An 18,015-nucleotide genomic window follows, 5' to 3' on the forward strand; every position below is an offset into this window, starting at 1 on the left:
GAATGCAATCCCATGTGGGAGCGAGCCTGCTCGCGAAGAGGGCCTCGAACACAGCAAAAAAAATGCCTGAGAGAAACCATAAGAACAGCCAGAGGAGATCACCATGAACGCGGCCGTAGACGTTCTGCAGTCCACCCATCAGCACATCAACCGCGACCGTCTGTGGCGGTCGCTCATGGAACTGGCCAAACTCGGCGCCACGGTCAAGGGCGGTGTTTGTCGCCTGGCCCTGACCGACCTCGATCGCCAGGCCCGGGACACCTTCGTCAAATGGTGCATCGATGCCGGCTGCACTGTCAGCATCGACGCCGTCGGCAATATTTTCGCCCGCCGTCCCGGACGCAATCCGGACCTGCCACCGGTGATGACCGGCAGCCACATCGACACCCAGCCCACTGGCGGCAAGTTCGATGGCTGCTTCGGTGTGCTGGCCGGCGTCGAAGTGCTGCGCACCCTCAATGACCTGGGCATCGAGACCGAAGCACCGCTGGAAGTGGTGGTGTGGACCAACGAAGAAGGCTCGCGTTTCGCTCCGTGCATGATGGGCTCCGGCGTATTCGCCGAGAAGTTCACCCTGGAAGAAACCCTGGACAAGGTCGACGCCGAGGGCGTGACGGTAGGCGAAGCGCTCAACGCCATTGGTTACGCGGGAACCCGCAAAGTCAGCGGCCACGCCGTGGGTGCCTACTTCGAAGCCCACATCGAGCAAGGGCCGATTCTCGAAGACGAACGCAAAACCATTGGCGTGGTAATGGGCGCCCTTGGGCAGAAGTGGTTCGACCTGAAACTGCGCGGCGTCGAAGCCCACGCAGGCCCCACGCCGATGCACCTGCGCAAGGACGCCCTGGTCGGTGCCGCGGTGATCGTCGGCGCCGTCAACCGCGCGGCCCTCGGCCACCAACCGCATGCCTGTGGCACCGTCGGTTGTCTGCAAGCCTACCCCGGCTCGCGCAACGTCATCCCGGGCGAAGTGCGCATGACCCTGGACTTCCGTCACCTGGAACCGGCGCGACTGGACTCGATGATCGCTGAAGTGCGCGAAGTCATCGAAACCACCTGCGACGAGCATGGCCTGACCTTCGAGCTCACCCCGACGGCAGATTTCCCTCCTCTGTACTTCGACAAGGGCTGCGTCGAAGCGGTACGTGGCGCAGCGCAAGGGCTTGGCCTGTCGCACATGGACATCGTCAGCGGAGCAGGGCACGACGCGATCTTCCTCGCCGAACTCGGCCCGGCCGGGATGATCTTCGTGCCGTGCGAAGGCGGCATCAGCCACAACGAAATCGAGAATGCCGCCCCGGATGACCTGGCGGCCGGATGTGCGGTGCTGTTGCGCGCGATGCTGGCGGCTTCGGCGGCGATTGCGAAGGGGTAATTAGCTGCATAAGGATTGCCCCCACTCTCTCTGTGGGAGCGAGGGCGTTTTTGTCGCACTATCACGTAGCCCCGCGGTCGACATCTTCACAGAATGCCGTCGCCCCCGGGGAGATCCAATGAGCCAGGACGTCCTGACCACCGAAACAAGTCGCCGGCAGTTGCAGCAGATCATCACCGGCCTGTCCGACGGGGTAATTCTACTGGAGCTGGACCAGACGATCGTCTGGGCCAATGACGCCGCGCTGGCCATGCACGGCGTGAAGCGGATCGGCGAGCTGGGGGCCGACGCCAAGGAGTATGCGCGGCGTTTCGCCTTGCGCTATCGCAACAATCACCTGGTCCCGGTCGCCAACTACCCGATCAGTCGTGCCGCGCGCGGTGAGACTTTCAGCGATGTGTTGGTCGAATTGACCCCAGTGCATGACGAAGAACACACCTGGGTCCATCGCGTGCGCAGCCTGGTGGTGACCGACAGCCACGGCGAGCCGGAGTCCCTAGTGTTGATCATGGACGATGTCACCGACTGGGCCAGCGCCGAGCAGCGATTCGAAAAAATATTCGCTGCCAACCCGGCGCCAGCGGTGATCTGCCGTCTCAGCGATTTGCGTTATATCAAGGTCAATCCGGGCTTCCTCGAGATGACCGGTTACGCCCGTGATCAAGTGATCGGCAGTTCAACCTATGAACTGGATGTGCTGGCACAGGCCGAAAACAAGGACCTGGCGAAACAGTGCTTGCGCGACGGAACAACCATTCCTCAGATGCAAGCCGAGCTGCAGTTGCCCGCAGGCGGCAACAAACAGGTGATCGTCGCGGGCCAGCCCCTTGAGCTCCATGACGAAGCCTGCATGCTGTTTTCCTTCGTCGACATGGAACCCCGGCACAAGGTCGAAGTTGCCCTGCGCCAGAGTGAGGAGCGGTTTGCCAAGGCCTTTCGCCTGACTCCGGTGCCGACCATGGTGTGCAGCGCCAGCGATCAGGTAGTGATGGATGTGAATGACGCGTTCCTCGATACCCTCGCATACACCAGCGAAGAGGTGTTCGGCAAAACCATCGCCGAGATCGACTTCTTCCATGACAAAGGGGCACGGACACGGCTCTTCACCGCCCTGGAGAAAACCGCAAGTCTGGACCGCGTTGACGTACGTCTGCGCAGGAAAGATAGCGAACTGATCGATTGCGCCGTTTCCGTCGACACCGTGAACATCCAGGGCAGCCCTTGCTACTTGCTGGTAATGATGGACATCACCGAACGCAAACGCACTGAGCTTGAGTTGGTGGCGGCCATTGAAGAGGTGATGAAGGATGCCTCATGGTTCAGTCGCACGCTGATCGAAAAACTCGCCAACGTGAAGAACGTCAACTCGCCGCAGTTGCCCAGCGTATCCTTTACCGACCTGACCGCCAGGGAGCGCGATGTGCTGGAATTGATCTGTGAAGGCCTGGCGGACAAGGAAATCGCCGCGCGCCTGAAACTGGCAACGAACACCGTGCGCAACCATGTCGCGACGGTGTATTCCAAACTCGATGTGCATAGCCGCAGCGAGGCGATTGTCTGGGCGCGCGAGCGGGGGTTGTTTTCCAGCGCATGGCGCCCCAAGGGTCAACGGTAAGGTGCAAATGCACTACTCAATGGGGTGCAAAATCACGTTCTGGCAGGCAGGTGGCAAGCCTTAGGCTAAAAGCGGGCGAATGACGTTTTCGGATCACTCGTCCGCCCTTGGTCGCTAAAGGAACAGCCATGCACGACGAACGCACTACCAACTCAGTTGCTTACTGCAGCGGGCTATCGCGATGATTCACGTGTCCCAGCTGCGCATGCAGCTAGAGCGGACCCTTTCGCCGCTGGCCTGTGAGTGCAATTTCACTGGCGATCATTCGTTGACCATCAAGCTCTACCACCCCGTGTCAGGACAAGTCGATCTGGTGGTCAGCGGGTTGAATGTGGCCATGCTGCAGTCCCCCGAATCGGTGGCCGCTCTCATCGAAGAACTGCGATATGAACTAGAAAGCAACAGCCTGCAACGCCCGGACCCGGTAGTGTAGGAATTGCCAGGTTTGCCATGCCCGGACGACTGAATACACGAGAAAAAAGTACAAAAGTGATTTTTCTGCAGCCACGCCGTGAACTTTCCGGCGGTGTTCTGTTGTCACACAAATGTGTACATCCTTTTTCGCGGGTCATCCTATGAAAAGTCTTGGGAAACGCGTTTTCACCCCTGTTGCACTCTGTGCCGTGATTCTCGGTGGCTGTTCCAGTCCGCCGCCACCACCACCTGCTGCGCCACCACCTCCACCTGAAACGACCTGTCAGACCTCGGATAACACCCAGGTGATGGGCGAAGTGCGGGCGGAAGGGCAGGTGACGCGCGAAACCACCGTGACGCGGTGCGTCACACAGTAAAAATCCGGCAAAACGCAAATCCTGGAGGAGCGAGCTTGCTGGCGATGGCGGTGTGTCTGACCGACCGCGTCGTGTTGATCGCCCGCAAGGCGGCTCATACAGGATGGCGGTGTTTTCGGACTCCTGCAAAAAGCAATTTCAGGTGCCGAGCTTGTTGCTTCAGGACAGGAAATCCGCCATCCACATTCAACGATACCTAGGTTGTATAAATGAAACATCACTCGAAAGAAAATTCGCCCCGCCATCTGTTTTTACTTCAATATGTTCTATGTACCTGTCAGATGTGACAGTTACATAATAACCATTTTTTCGCGATAGTCGCTCGGCCATTTCCATCTTCGAGAAACTGCCATGAACGACGAAATAAAATCTGTATCAGCGAAGCCAGACGGCTGGGAACAAGCCAGATTGTTCATCAACGGTAATGAGATTCCGGAAGGAGAGTATATTGTCTTCCACCATGGGGAAAAAAATCTTGTAACAGTCGAACTTCCTTCCGCAATTCCGAGGGGCCTGCGTTTGAAGTTGGCGAATGATGGCGGTCTGGACATTAAAGCTTCTCCGGATTTCGGAAGTCCCGTTAATCAAGTCGATGGCAAATTCAACTGGCAGATTACGCTGGGTGCGGAACAGCGTGGGCAAGTGGCGTTGGTTCTTGCGAGTCCGGATATCGATCTCCCCTGGAATCTTCCATGCCTGGTGATGGCGGCAAATCTCCTTGACGAAGTGGTGAGTATTTTGGTGGACGATGTTGCTTTTCCGCCCGGCGTGGTGGGAGGAATTGTGATGGTCAGGACCCCTTTTAATGGGTTACCTCGACGTATCAGTTTGGTTTACAAGCAGGGCAGCCCCTTGATGCACTACCCGTTACGCATGAAGGCAACCCCGCTCACCGGATTAAACGACGGTGACCTTGAGGTGACGTTGACCGAGCCGAACACGTGGGTGTGTAAGGGCGCCAATAAGAGTGGTACCTTCGAGCTTGATTTCACGGGGAGAGGCTTTATTACTGGCGCCACGCTGCCCGGAAAAGTGATATCGTTAGACATAATGGAAGAAGTGAAAGAATTACTTGTAGACGGCACACCATATTCGACGGAGACCGTGTTGTTCAGGGATGTACCTCATAACTTCGGATTGACCTTCTATGAGAAAAGTCCGTTAAAGGGCAGTCCGATTAGCCTGTTTGTCAAACCGAGAAGCGGATTGGATCAAAGCAACCTGGTGGTGACCACATCCAGCACCCATGAATGGGTGGTACAGGCCAACACCAAGAGTGGCACATTCCCGGCGTTTTTCAAGGTAGTTGTCGCATCAACCGTCTAACTATGCCGCTCTTTTCTCGACCTGTTGCTCTCGATCGGGGTTCAACAACACGGTGCCGATCGGCTCCCAGTTACGTGTCTGACCCGACCACCGTTCTGGCGTTTTCTCCTTGGCTCGTTCGTACAGCTCATGTCGCCGGGCCAAGACCTGATGGTCCAGTCCTCGATGCCGCTCAGCCGGTGTGACGAACCGGATTCGGCTATGCCGGTGCTCGTTGTTGTACCAGCGCATGAAATCCCTCACCCAAGCTCGTGCGGCGTCCAGACTGGCAAAGCCATCCTGCGGCCATTGCGGGCAGTATTTCAGCGTTCTAAACAACGACTCTGAGTATGGATTGTCGTTGCTCACCCGCGGTCGGCCCCGCGAGGGCGTGATGCCCAGTTCGTACATCTTGCTCAACAGCGTCACCGATTTCATCGGCGCTCCGTTGTCCGAGTGCAGCACCAGCGGTTCGTGTAAACACTGCTCGCCGATCACGCTGCGTTGCAGCAGCACGGCGGCTTTCTCGCCGCTTTCCGCGTCGTAGACCTCCCAGCCCACGGCCTTGCGGCTGTAAATATCCTCGATCAGATAGAGGTAGTAATACTGGCCGCGTATCGGCGACGGCAGATACGTGATGTCCCATGACCACACCTGATTGGGCGCTTCAGCCGCATGCGTCGTTGGGGCCGCGTGCCGCCTGGGGCGCTGACTACGGCCTCGATGTTGCTGTTGACCCGTCGCTCGCAAGACGCGATAAAACGTTGCCTCCGACGCCAGATAGCGCCCTTGATCGGCCAGGCGCGGCACAATCTGGCTCGGCGGCAGGTGGGCGTACTCCGGGCTGTTGCACAGCGTCACAATGGTCTGTCGCTCAGCCTCGCTCAGCGCATTTCGCGGCGTTGGCCGTGTGGCAGTCGTTCGGGCATCAGCCTGGATAACGTCTGTTTCAGTCCACCGCTGCAAGGTCCGCAGCGATAGTCCGATTTCCCGGCAGGCCCTGATTTTTCTGGCTCCCGCCACGACCGCGTTGCTCAGCCAGCCAACGAGTAACTGCCGTTCTGGCAAAGACGTCAGTTGTCCTCGTTGTCGGTCCCCCAGTAGTCGTTGAGCTTTTTTCGCAGCACCAACAACGCAGCTGTTTCAGCGAGCGCCTTGTCTTTGCGGCGCAGTTCGCGCTCAAGTTCCTGGATGCGTTTCTTATCTTTGCGAGACTGCTCCCGATCTTCTTTTTGCTGGGCCTTGTCCGATTTCTGGCCGGTGATGAAGGCTTGTCGCCAGGCAGTGATTTGCTCGGGGTAAAGGCCTTTGCGGCGGCAATACTCGCCCAGGTCGATCTCGGACAAACCGGCGGCTTCAAGGACGACAGCAAACTTGGTTTCGGCTGACCAGTTCTCGGTGAACGGCTTGTTTTCGGACACTGCACTTCCTTCAGAACTGAGCTGCTTGCGCCAGTTGGACAAAGACATTTCGCTGACCCCTTCGCGCCGGGAAACCTCGGCCATCGACAGGTTCAGCGGGGGAAGCAGCATCTTGAGTAATGCGGCTCTGCGTTCAGGTGAATAGTACGGCACGACCAGTCTCTTTCCGCCCCCGATATGCTTTTTCAGGAAAAATCGGAGAGGCGACAACTATCCTGACACCGGGGGTTCCACTCAGAGATATTTATCCGGTTTGGAGCAGGTATCAGTCATGGCAATGGTTTTGGTAATGGCAAAGTGCTTTCACTCAACCTGGAAGATGAGGTTGATGTCCTTATTGACGGTAAATCACCTGTTGAGGGTATGAAGTTCGTTCATGGTATCACCTATTTTCTTACGCTAAGGCTCAAAGAAGGTAGTCCATTGGAGGGGCATGCACTACAGCTGCATTGTGCTGGCCTGGAGGGGTTCAACCCTGGAGACCTGAAGTGTGAACCTGGCTTTGATCTACCGCAAACTTCTAACTATGGATGGCTCTTGACCGCAGTACAGGGATTTGGAAAGTTTCAACTTAGCCTGACCGGCCAGGGCATGGATAAGGCGCTCGAGCTGCCGATTTTCAGTTTGGGGGGGGAGGATCTTTCGAAACTCTTTTAGATCCGGTTCAAGCATTCTCCTAAAGAGGAACGTCTTCTTTGGTTTTTGGCAAAAAAGACCGAAACAACAGGTCGCGTCTCCATGATTCGATTACGGGTAAAGCTTATTCCCGCAAGCTGAATCCCCTGCAAGTAATGCGCAGCAAGTTCCAGGGAGCTCCGCTCATTCGGAGCTCCTTTCATTAACCTTTCAGCGTCGATTACCGGGTGCATGCATTACGTTGCCGACCCTCAAATCAAGACAAAAACCCCCCATCCACATTCAGCGAAACCCCAGTCGTATAACTGGAAGCATCACTCGCCAGATACAACACCGCCCCCGCCATCTCACTTGGGTCTGCCACACGCTTGAGCGGAATCTGCTGCAGCGCGGTATTCAAAATGGCCTCGTTCTTCACCAGCGCCGAAGCAAACTTGGTGTCGGTCAGGCCCGGCAGCAGGGCGTTGCAGCGGATGCCGAACTGCGCGCATTCCTTGGCGAATACCTTGGTCATGTTGATCACCGCCGCCTTGGTCACCGAATAGATGCCTTGGAATATGCCCGGCGACACGCCGTTGATCGACGCGACGTTGATGATGCTGCCGCCGCCGTTTTCGCGCATCAGCTTGCCGGCTTCCACCGACATGAAGAAGTAGCCGCGGATATTGACGTCGACGGTTTTCTGGAAGGCACTGAGGTCGGTGTCCAGGACGTTGCAGAATTGCGGGTTGGTCGCGGCGTTGTTGACCAGGATGTCCAGGCGCCCGAACTGTTCCTTGATGCCGGCGAAGACCTGGCTGATCTGTTCCATCTCGCCGATGTGGCAGGCGATGGCGGTGGCTTTGCCACCGGCGGCGATGATCGCGTCGGCCACGTGCTGGCAGCCGTCGAGTTTACGGCTCGACACGATCACGTGGGCGCCTTGCTGGGCCAGCAGTTTGGCGATGGCTTCACCGATGCCGCGGCTGGCGCCGGAGACGAAAGCGATCTTGCCGTCGAGGTCGAACAACTGAGTCTTGGACATGGGATTCCCTTATGAAAAGTCTTGTTATTGGGCCAGGGGCGTAATCAAAGGCTGGATTTCTGGATGACCTGCAAGCTCATCTGCTCCAGCAGTTTGTTCATGTGAATGAACTGCGCGAAGCGTTTGTCCTGGGTCTGGCCATGGTAGAAGCGGTAGTAGATCTGCTGCACGATACCGGCCAGGCGGAACAGGCCGTAGGTGTAGTAGAAGTCGAAATTGTCGATTTCGATGCCTGAACGCTGGGCGTAATAGTCAACGAATTCGCGACGGGTCAACATGCCCGGTGCGTGGCTGGGCTGACGGCGCATCAGCTGTACCGGTGCCGGATCACTGGCTTCGATCCAGTAGGCGAGGGTGTTGCCCAGGTCCATCAGCGGGTCGCCCAGGGTGGTCAGTTCCCAATCGAGCACGCCGATGATCTGCATCGGGTTGTTCGGGTCAAGGATGACGTTGTCGAAGCGGTAGTCGTTGTGCACGATGCTGGAGGTCGGGTGATCGGCCGGCATCTTGTCGTTGAGCCAGGCTTTAACCGCTTCCCACTGCGGCGCGTCGGGGGTCAGGGCTTTCTCGTAGCGATCGCTCCAGCCTTTGATCTGCCGCGCCACGTAGCCTTCGGGTTTGCCGAGGTCGCCCAGGCCATAGGCGTTGTAGTCGACACGGTGCAGCTCGACGAACTTGTCGATGAAGCTCTTGCACAGGGCTTCGGTTTTCGCTGCGTCCAGCCCCAGCTCCGGCGGCAGTTCGGAACGCAGGATGATGCCGTTGACCCGCTCCATCACATAGAACTCGGCGCCGATCACCGATTCATCGGTGCAGTGCACGTAGGCCTTCGGGCAATACGGAAAACCGTCGCGCAGTTGATTGAGGATGCGAAATTCGCGGCCCATGTCATGGGCGGACTTGGCCTTGTGACCGAACGGCGGCCGACGCAGGACGAACTCCTGTTCGGGGTATTCCAGCAAATAGGTGAGGTTTGACGCACCGCCCGGAAACTGGCTGATCCGTGGCAGGCCGCTCAAGCCCGGAATGTGGGCCTTGAGGTATGGATCGATCAGGCTGGCATCGAGTTCTTCGCCGGTGCGGGTGCGGGTGGATTGATCAGTAAGCGCCATGCTTATCCCTTCTGCTTATTCTGGAGGCCTGAAACTATTGGCTAATCTAATGCGCGCACCCGGCACCCACAACCTCGGACGGCCCTTATAGGTGAGCGTGTTGCCGGGCAATCATTGCTTTTGATACACCTGTTTGAATTGCCTTACTGGACGGCCTGCGTGACGGCTAGCGGCAGCTCGATGGGGGTCAGCACAGGCTGGCCGGAAAAAAACGCCACCAGGTTGCGGCCCACCAGTTCCACGGTGCCTTGGGTGGCCTCGGGGGAGAGTCCGGCCACATGCGGGCTCAGGATGACGTTCGCCAGGGCCTTGAGGGCATCCGGTACCTTGGGCTCGGCATCGAAGACATCCAGCGCTGCCCCGGCGATCCGCCGTTGCTCGAGCGCGGTGATCAGGTCGGCGGTAACAACCACGCTGGCACGGGCGATGTTGACGAAAAAGCCGTTGGGCCCGAGGGCCTCGAGCACTTGTCGGTTGATCAGGTGCTTGGTGCCCAGGCCCCCCGGGGTGGCGACGATCAGGAAGTCCGAGGCTCGGGCCAGTTCGGTGGGCGTCGAGCAGAACTTGTAGGGCACATCGCTGCGGTGCTGGCGGTTGTGGTAGCTCACGCTCATGTCGAAGCCCAGGGAGGCACGTTTGGCGATGGCGATGCCGACCGCGCCGAGGCCGAGAATGCCCAGGCGCTTGCCGGCCAGGGAAGGGCGCATGATTTTTGGCCATTCACCCCGGCGTACGGCGGCATCGCAGCGGGGGATGTCGCGCACCAGCGACAGCAGCAACGACATGGCATGGTCCGCCACCGAGGAGGCGTTGACCCCGGCGCCATTGGTGACGGTGATACCCCGGTCGGCGGAGGCTTGCAGGTCGACCTGTTCGAAGCCTGCGCCAATTACGCAGATGATCTTGAGGTTGGGCAGGGCGGCGATTTCATCGGCGTAGAGGCCGAGCGGGCCACGGGTCAGGACGGCATCGATCTGGCCGCTGTGTCGGGTAATGGCCTCGGCGCGCTCGGCGGGCGTGGGCGCCAGGATCAGGTGAAAGCCCTGATGTTCGAGAATGGGCAAGTAATCATTGATGGTTTCAACGAGTACCAGAACGGTTGCAGGCATGCTTTGCTCCTGTGGGCAGCGTAAAGTCGAGCTCGAACGTCGGTCGAGAGTGCTGGCTGCGGGAGTTTTTGGCAATCTTCCAAGCACCCGTCTTCGTAGCCGTGCACCTCAGTGTAGGAGCTGGCGCAGCCTGCGATCTTTTTTGATGCACCGAATGTTCAGGCCGTCGCAGGAGGCTCTGTCAGAAAGGTCTGGGCCGCCTCGAGGATTTCCTTCGACAGGGCGTCGCCCCGGGTGGCCCGTGCCAGTGTCAGCGCGCCAACCATCAGCGAATATTGCACCAGCGCCTGCTGCCGATTCTCACCGGCATCGTCCGAGTCCATCAGTTCGCCCAGGGCATCGAGCAGCCGGTTCAGTCCGGCCATGAACGGCTCGCGCAAGCCGCTGTCAGCGCGCTCGTGGCACATGTCGCCGGCAAAGGCCACCACCGGGCAGCTTTCACCGGGGTTGTCGCGGCTGTAGACCGACAGGTAAGGCTCAATCAATGCCCGCCGCGCCGCCGCTTTGTCATCGCCTGTGGTGATCCGTTCGCGCCATCGCGCACCCACCTCTTTGAATGCCCGCTCGCTGGCCTCCCTGGCCAGTGCTTCCTTGGATTCGAAGTGGCCATAGAAGCCGCCATGGGTCAGGCCCGCCGCCGCCATCACGTCAACGACGCTGATTCCGTGCAGGCCGCGTTCTCGAAACAAACGTGTGGCGGCTTCGACGATGATTTCGCGGTTGAGGTCGGCTTGTTTGCGGGAAACGCGGGGCATGGGCGGCTCACAGGTCAATAAGTTGGCTATCAGAGTGCGTATTGGGCAACGCCATTGCCGAACGACCAGTTCTCTTTCTTCACTTCCACCAGATTAATGAAAACGTCCTCCAGGCGCACGGCCAGTTGCGTGTTGAGGTTTTCGACGATGGTTTGATAGAGCAGCTTTTTCTGCTCCAGGGTTCGGCCTTCGCTCAGTGTGATCTGGATGACCACCAGGTTGTCGGTGCGCTGGATGCCCAGGTATTGCGGATCGAAGATGAAATGCTGTTCGTCGTGTTCGGCGAGGATCTGGAAGTTATCGTTTTCCGGCACGCCAATCGCGCTGCGCAGGGCGGCGTAGATCAGTTGGCCGATGCGTTTGGCGTAGGTGGGGTCCTGCTGTTTCTTGAGATCGACGCGAACCAGTGGCATGGGATGACTCCAGAAGGTTGTCAGGTCCTTAAAAAATACATGATGGACGTCCTTTATCAAGTGCGGCTCGGCGTTTGCCGATGAAACGATGCAAATCCATGTGTGCGAGCCTGTGTGGCGAGGGGATAAATCCCCTCGCCACAAGTTCGCTCCCACAGGGTTATGCATTGCTGGAAATTTCCCAGTTGGTACCAACGTTCCTCACCTAAGTCTTTGCTTCTGTTCACTAATCCTCCAGAATCGCGCCCCTGTTTCGGCCAGGGCGCTGCCTGTCGGGTATTCCGACGCGTTCTGGCCGGGTGGCAAGTGACCGGAATGTGGAGATCCCACCGGATGAATGATCAGGCCAATAGCGTTAACGAACGCTTTGTAGCAGCGACACCCGCAACCCTTTCGAGCTGGAATCGCCAGGACACCACCTGGATGCTGGGCCTGTTCGGCACGGCGATTGGCGCGGGAACCCTGTTTTTACCGATCAACGCGGGTCTGGGCGGCTTCTGGCCGCTGCTGGTCCTTGCGGTGCTGGCGTTCCCGATGACGTTCTACGCACACCGCGGGCTGACCCGTTTTGTGCTGTCCGGCCGTGAAGGCGCGGACATCACCGAAGTGGTGGAGGAACATTTCGGCATCAAGGCCGGTGCGCTGATCACCTTGCTGTACTTCTTCGCCATTTTCCCGATCCTGCTGATTTACAGCGTGGCCCTGACCAACACCGTGGGCAGTTTCCTTGAACATCAACTGCACATCATGCCGCCACCGCGCGCCGTGCTGTCGCTGGTGCTGATCCTCGGCCTGCTGGCGGTGGTGCGTTGTGGTGAGCAACTGATCGTCAAGGCCATGAGCCTGATGGTCTACCCGTTCATCGTCGCCCTGCTGTTTCTGGCGGTGTACCTGGTTCCCCACTGGAACGGCGGCATCCTGACTACCGCCAGCAGCGTGCCCGCGCCATCGGCGTTGCTGCACACCCTGTGGCTGGCGATTCCGGTGATGGTGTTCTCGTTCAACCACTCGCCGATCATTTCTGCGTTCGCCGTGGACCAGAAGCGTCGCTACGGCGAGCACGCCGAGGAGCGCAGCTCGCAGATCCTGTCCCGCGCCCACCTGCTGATGGTGGTGATGGTGCTGTTCTTCGTTTTCAGTTGCGTGCTGACCCTGTCTCCAGCGCAACTGGCTGAAGCCAAGGCGCAGAACCTGTCGATCCTGTCGTACCTGGCCAACCACTTCAGCAATCCGACCATCGCCTTTGCGGCGCCGTTGATTGCCTTCGTGGCCATTTCCAAGTCGTTCCTGGGGCACTACATCGGCGCCAGCGAGGGCCTCAAGGGTCTGATCGTCAAGAGCGGCAAGCGTCCGTCCGCCAAGACCCTGGACCGCATGACCGCCGCGTTCATGCTGGTGGTGTGCTGGATCGTCGCGACACTGAACCCGAGCATCCTCGGCATGATTGAAACCCTGGGTGGCCCGGTGATCGCGGCGATCCTGTTCCTGATGCCGATGTACGCGATTCGCAAGGTGCCGGCGATGGCGCGCTATCGCGGTCAGGCGTCCAACGTCTTCGTGACGGCGGTGGGCCTGGTGGCGATTACGGCGTTGGTCTACTCGCTGACTGCCTGACGTAAAGATCAAGAGATCGCAGTCTGCGGCAGCTCCTACAGAGATCGGGTTGACTGATGCATCGCGCCAGTTCGCGGCCTGTGTAGGAGCTGCCGCAGGCTGCGATCTTTTGATTTTCAGCTACAGTGGCCGCTGCGCGTAATGCGCGCAGCGGCTTTTTTTCGTCTGGAGACATCGGATTGTCGAGCGCCTCGTCCCAAAGCCCCACCAAACCACCCAATCGTTGGCAGGACCTGCTGGCAGGTTTGTCGATTGCCGGCTTGCTGTTGCCCGAGGCGGTTGCTTATTCAAGCATCGCGGCACTGGCGCCCCAGGCCGGGGTGATCGCCTTGTTCGCCGGTTTGCTGTGCTACGGCCTGTTGGGCACCAGCCGCTTCGCCATTGTCTCGGCTACTTCATCCTCTGCCGCCGTGCTGGCCGCCGCGACCGCCACCCTGGCCAATGGCGACCCGCAACTGCGCTCGACCCTGGCCATCGGGCTGGTGTTGGTGACCGGGGCATTTTTCCTGCTGGCCGGGCTGTTCAAGCTCGGCAGCGTGACGTCGTTTATCGCCAAACCGGTGTTGCGCGGCTTTGCCTTTGGTCTGGCGCTAACCATCATTCTCAAGCAGGTCGCCAGCGTGGTCGGCGTGCACCTGACCGAGGCCAACCTGGTGCGGTTTCTGCCGCAATTGCTGGAGCAGCTGCCGCAATGGAACTGGGTCGCGGCGGCGGTCGGTGCCGTGGCATTGATCCTGTTATGGCTGTTCGCGCGGTTTCGGCGCCTGCCAGGTGGTTTGTTGGTGGTGGTGATTGGCATCGCGGCAGGGCAGTGGCTGAACCTTCCGGCCTATGGCGTGAAGCTGATCGGCGTGATCGACCTGAGCCTGGAGGTGCCGAAGTTGCCGGTACTGCCGTTCTCCGACTGGTTGCATCTGGGTGAATTGGCGTTTGCCATGGTGATGATTCTGTACGCGGAGTCGTATGGCTCGATCAGTGCCTATGCGCTCAAGCACGGTGATCGCGTGACCTCGAACCGCGACCTGCTGGCGCTGGGGGCGTCCAACCTGTTGTCCGCTCTGTTCCACGGCATGCCGGCGGGAGCGGGGTATTCGGCCACCTCGGCCAATGAGGCGGCAGGTGCCACTTCGCGCCTGGCCGGTATCGTGGCAGCGCTGGTGGTGTTGGTCATTGTCCTGACAGTGCTGCCCTACATCGCCCTGACCCCGGAACCGATACTCGCTGCCATCGTCATCCATGCCCTGGGACGTGGCTTGAGCCTGCAACCGCTGGGACGGTATTTCATCTGGCGCCATGACCGTTTGCTGGTGATCTGCGCCGTGGGTGCGGTGTTGGTGCTGGGGGTGCTGGACGGCTTGCTGGTGGCGGTGGCGATCAGTGTGTTGCTGATGCTCAAGCAGATGTCGGCGGCGGATGTTCAGATTCTCGGGCGCGTTGATGGCGGTCACGACTTTGTCGACCTGCAACGCCATCCTGCGGCGCAAACAGTGCCAGGCGTGTTGATTGTCCGGCCGGGTGAAGCGTTGTTCTTTGCCAACGTCGAGCGGATTCTTGGGGGCGCCTTGCGTCTGATCCGGCACTCACAAGTGCCTGTTCATTCGGTGATTCTCAGTCTTGAGGAATCCCCCGACCTGGATGGCACCAGCATCGAGGCGTTGCAGGAGTTTTTTGAGCGGGTGCATCAGGACGGCAAGCGCCTGATACTGGCTCGTCTCAAGGACAGTGCGCAAACGGCGTTGGCGACGTTGCCGCAGGTGCAGGCCACCGGGGTGGTCCTGAGCGGGTTGAGTGTGGATGGTGCGGTGCAGCAGGCCCTCAAGTTGAACACATGACTCTATTGAATGTACTTGCCCGCGATGAGGCCGGAACAGTCAGGAACAGTCAGGAACAGTTTTACAGGCATAAAAAAACGCCGCCCATCTCACGATGGGCGGCGTTTTTCATTGCGTTGCAACGTTAGGCTTGAACGACCGGGATGTTGGCGTTCGCAGCAGCTTCACGGAACTCGGCAATCTGGTCGAAGGACAGGTAGCGGTAGACATCGGCCGCCATGCTGTCGATCTTGCCAGCGTATTCCATGTACTCCTCGACGGTCGGCAGGCGACCCAGGATGGAAGCCACGGACGCCAGCTCAGCCGAAGCCAGGTAGACGTTTGCGCCGTCACCCAGGCGGTTCGGGAAGTTACGGGTCGAAGTCGACACTACAGTCGAATTCGGCTCTACACGTGCCTGGTTACCCATGCACAGCGAGCAGCCCGGCATTTCCATGCGTGCGCCAGCCTTGCCGTAGATGCCGTAGTAGCCTTCTTCGGTCAGTTGGTGAGCGTCCATCTTGGTCGGCGGCGACAGCCACAGACGGGTTGGCAGCTGACCCTTGACCTGTTCCAGCAATTTACCGGCAGCACGGAAGTGACCGATGTTGGTCATGCACGAACCGATGAACACTTCGTCGATCTTCTCGCCAGCAACGCTGGACAGCAGACGGGCGTCGTCCGGATCGTTCGGTGCGCAAAGTACAGGCTCGTTGATCTCGGCCAGGTCGATTTCGATGACTTCGGCGTATTCGGCGTCGGCATCGGCTTCCATCAGCTCAGGATTGGCGATCCATGCTTCCATCGCTTGCGCGCGACGTTCCAGAGTACGTACATCGCCGTAGCCTTCGCCGATCATCCAGCGCAGCAGGGTAATGTTGGACTGCAGGTACTCGGTGATCGAGTCTTTGGACAGTTTGATGGTGCAACCGGCAGCCGAACGCTCGGCCGAGGCGTCGGACAGTTCGAAAGCCTGTTCGATGCTCAGGTTGTCCAGGCCTTCGATTTCCAGGATGCGGCCGGAGAAGGCGTTTTTCTTGCCTTTCTTCTCGACGGTCAACAGACCTTTCTGGATGGCGAAGTAAGGAATGGCGTGAACCAGGTCACGCAGAGTGACGCCCGGTTGCATCTTGCCTTTGAAGCGCACCAGGATCGATTCCGGCATGTCCAGCGGCATGACGCCGGTGGCTGCGGCGAACGCGACCAGACCGGAACCGGCCGGGAACGAAATGCCCATCGGGAAACGGGTGTGCGAGTCACCACCGGTACCCACGGTGTCTGGCAGCAGCATGCGGTTCAGCCACGAGTGGATGATGCCGTCGCCCGGACGCAGGGAAACGCCGCCGCGGGTCATGATGAAGTCAGGCAGGGTGTGGTGGGTGGTCACGTCGATCGGCTTTGGATAAGCCGCGGTGTGGCAGAACGACTGCATGACCAGGTCGGCCGAGAAGCCCAGGCACGCCAGGTCTTTCAGTTCGTCACGGGTCATTGGACCGGTGGTGTCCTGAGAACCCACGGTGGTCATTTTCGGTTCGCAGTAGGTGCCAGGACGCACACCGACTACGCCGCAAGCCTTGCCGACCATTTTCTGCGCCAGGGTGAAACCCTTGGTGCTTTCAGCTGGTGCTTCAGGCTTCTTGAACAGGTCGAACGGTGGCAGACCCAGTTCGGCGCGAGCCTTCTCGGTCAGGCCACGGCCGATGATCAGCGGAATACGGCCGCCGGCGCGAACTTCGTCCAACAGGACCGGAGTCTTCATTTCGAAGGTGGTCAGGACTTCGTCGGTGCCGTGCTTGCAGACTTTGCCAGCATGCGGGTACAGGTCGATCACGTCGCCCATGTGCATGTTGGATACGTCGAATTCGATTGGCAGTGCGCCGGCATCTTCCATGGTGTTGTAGAAGATTGGAGCGATCTTGCTGCCGAAGCAGAAACCGCCGGCACGCTTGTTCGGAACAAAGGGAACGTCGTCGCCGAAGAACCACAGTACCGAGTTGGTCGCCGATTTACGCGAAGAACCGGTACCAACCACGTCACCGACGTAAGCGATAGGGAAGCCGGCGTTGCGCATTTCTTCGATCTGCTTCATCGGGCCGGTGACGCCTTGTGCGTCCGGCACGATGCCGTCGCGAGCCATTTTCAGCATGGCCAGGGCGTGCAGCGGGATGTCCGGGCGGGACCAGGCATCAGGAGCAGGGGACAGGTCGTCGGTGTTGGTCTCGCCAGTCACCTTGAACACGCGCAGGCTGATCTTGTCGGCCAGGGTCGGGCGGTTCTTGAACCACTCGCCGTCAGCCCAGGACTGCAGCACGCCTTGAGCGTGAACGTTGCCGTTCTTGGCTTTTTCCGCGACGTCGTGGAAAGCGTCGAACATCAGCAGGGTGTGCTTGAGTTCTTCGGCAGCTACTGGCGCCAGCTCGGCGTCGTCAAGCAGGTTGACCAGGGTCACGATGTTGTAGCCGCCCTGCATGGTGCCGAGCAGCTCAACAGCGCGCTTCTTGTCGATCAGGGGGGATTTGGCTTCGCCTTTGGCGATGGCAGACAGGAAACCGGCCTTGACATAGGCTGCTTCGTCCACGCCTGGCGGAACGCGATTGGTGATCAGGTCAACGAGGAATGCTTCTTCGCCAGCCGGGGGATTCTTCAGCAGCTCGACCAGGCCTGCAGTTTGTTCGGCGTTTAGCGGCTGGGGAACGATACCCAGTGCTGCGCGCTCTTCGATATGTTTGCGGTAGGCTTCAAGCACAGTTATTACCCTCATCAGTGGTCCCAAATGGGTGTCCGGGACGCTCATCCCGAAATTGCCGTACTCATGCGCTGCATGGCGTTGTGGGCCACTTAGCCAGAATTACCGACAATTCCTTACAGAAGCTGCTTTCAAAGTTTTACGCCTGCAGAACGGGAGCTGATGAGGGTTGGCGTAAGGCTTTTCCCCGCTGGAAAAACCCTTCGCCAACACCGCTCTGAAGGAACGACTGTGCTCGTGACGCTTTGAAAACAGCTTCTAACGGACATTGGCGCCTAAAAAGGCAGG

General features: G+C 59.1%; 14 protein-coding genes. 7 read left to right on the plus strand and 7 right to left on the minus strand.

From position 1 onward, the window contains the following. Positions 1–103 precede the first annotated feature (103 nt). The 4 genes from ACA058_RS13915 (at position 104) to ACA058_RS13930 (ending at position 5,107) form a co-directional block, all read left to right on the plus strand. The gene (locus ACA058_RS13915) at positions 104–1,375 is read left to right on the plus strand and encodes a Zn-dependent hydrolase (RefSeq protein WP_497639583.1); all 1,272 of its coding nucleotides are present in this window, start codon (positions 104–106) and stop codon (positions 1,373–1,375) included. A gap of 118 nt (positions 1,376–1,493) precedes the next feature. Continuing rightward, entirely contained in the window at positions 1,494–2,990 is a 1,497-nt protein-coding gene (locus ACA058_RS13920; protein ID WP_497639584.1) for a helix-turn-helix transcriptional regulator, read from the plus strand. 181 nt (positions 2,991–3,171) lie between these two features. After that, on the plus strand, positions 3,172–3,423 hold the full coding sequence (locus ACA058_RS13925) for a DUF1652 domain-containing protein (RefSeq protein ID WP_497639585.1): 252 nt from the start codon (positions 3,172–3,174) through the stop codon (positions 3,421–3,423). 709 nt (positions 3,424–4,132) lie between these two features. Then, the gene (locus tag ACA058_RS13930; protein ID WP_497639586.1) at positions 4,133–5,107 is read left to right on the plus strand and encodes a hypothetical protein; all 975 of its coding nucleotides are present in this window, start codon (positions 4,133–4,135) and stop codon (positions 5,105–5,107) included. On the opposite strand, the gene ACA058_RS13935 is transcribed toward ACA058_RS13930, so the two are convergent. Then, positions 5,108–6,660 (minus strand): IS3 family transposase gene (locus ACA058_RS13935; protein ID WP_497635176.1). Its coding sequence is split into 2 segments (ribosomal slippage): positions 5,108–6,198 and positions 6,198–6,660, totalling 1,554 coding nucleotides; the frame shifts between segments, so codons are not numbered across the junction. Between the two features lie 144 nt (positions 6,661–6,804). Here ACA058_RS13935 and ACA058_RS13940 point away from each other — a divergent pair. Next, entirely contained in the window at positions 6,805–7,164 is a 360-nt protein-coding gene (locus ACA058_RS13940; RefSeq protein ID WP_497639587.1) for a hypothetical protein, read from the plus strand. A gap of 235 nt (positions 7,165–7,399) precedes the next feature. Here ACA058_RS13940 and ACA058_RS13945 read toward each other — a convergent pair whose 3' ends face one another. The 5 genes from ACA058_RS13945 to ACA058_RS13965 all read right to left on the minus strand — a co-directional run bounded on the left by ACA058_RS13945 (position 7,400) and on the right by ACA058_RS13965 (position 11,556). Next, positions 7,400–8,167 carry an SDR family oxidoreductase gene (locus tag ACA058_RS13945; protein WP_103393686.1) on the minus strand — a complete coding sequence of 256 codons (768 nt, stop codon included), beginning with the start codon at positions 8,165–8,167 and terminating at the stop codon, positions 7,400–7,402. A 44-nt stretch (positions 8,168–8,211) separates the two neighbouring features. Beyond that, complete coding sequence (locus ACA058_RS13950) at positions 8,212–9,279, minus strand: phosphotransferase family protein (protein ID WP_497639588.1); 1,068 nt, start codon at positions 9,277–9,279, stop codon at positions 8,212–8,214. 143 nt (positions 9,280–9,422) lie between these two features. After that, positions 9,423–10,388 (minus strand): 2-hydroxyacid dehydrogenase, encoded by a 966-nt coding sequence (locus tag ACA058_RS13955; protein WP_497639589.1) that lies wholly within the window; start codon positions 10,386–10,388, stop codon positions 9,423–9,425. Positions 10,389–10,546: 158 nt separating this feature from the next. Continuing rightward, entirely contained in the window at positions 10,547–11,143 is a 597-nt protein-coding gene (locus tag ACA058_RS13960) for a TetR/AcrR family transcriptional regulator (RefSeq protein ID WP_497639590.1), read from the minus strand. Between the two features lie 29 nt (positions 11,144–11,172). Next, on the minus strand, positions 11,173–11,556 hold the full coding sequence (locus ACA058_RS13965) for a tautomerase family protein (RefSeq protein ID WP_497639591.1): 384 nt from the start codon (positions 11,554–11,556) through the stop codon (positions 11,173–11,175). 333 nt (positions 11,557–11,889) lie between these two features. Between ACA058_RS13965 and ACA058_RS13970 the strand changes: the two genes are divergently transcribed. Both ACA058_RS13970 and ACA058_RS13975 read left to right on the plus strand, forming a co-directional pair. Beyond that, positions 11,890–13,170, plus strand: a complete 1,281-nt coding sequence (locus tag ACA058_RS13970) for a serine/threonine transporter (protein WP_497639592.1) — start codon at positions 11,890–11,892, stop codon at positions 13,168–13,170. Positions 13,171–13,349: 179 nt separating this feature from the next. Next, the gene (locus ACA058_RS13975; protein WP_497639593.1) at positions 13,350–15,002 is read left to right on the plus strand and encodes a SulP family inorganic anion transporter; all 1,653 of its coding nucleotides are present in this window, start codon (positions 13,350–13,352) and stop codon (positions 15,000–15,002) included. Positions 15,003–15,126: 124 nt separating this feature from the next. Here the strand turns inward: ACA058_RS13975 and acnB are convergent, their stop codons facing one another. Further along, positions 15,127–17,727, minus strand: a complete 2,601-nt coding sequence (gene acnB, locus ACA058_RS13980) for a bifunctional aconitate hydratase 2/2-methylisocitrate dehydratase (protein WP_497639929.1) — start codon at positions 17,725–17,727, stop codon at positions 15,127–15,129. Positions 17,728–18,015: the final 288 nt, after the last annotated feature.

The sequence above is a fragment of the Pseudomonas sp. LBUM1649 genome (assembly GCF_059716155.1).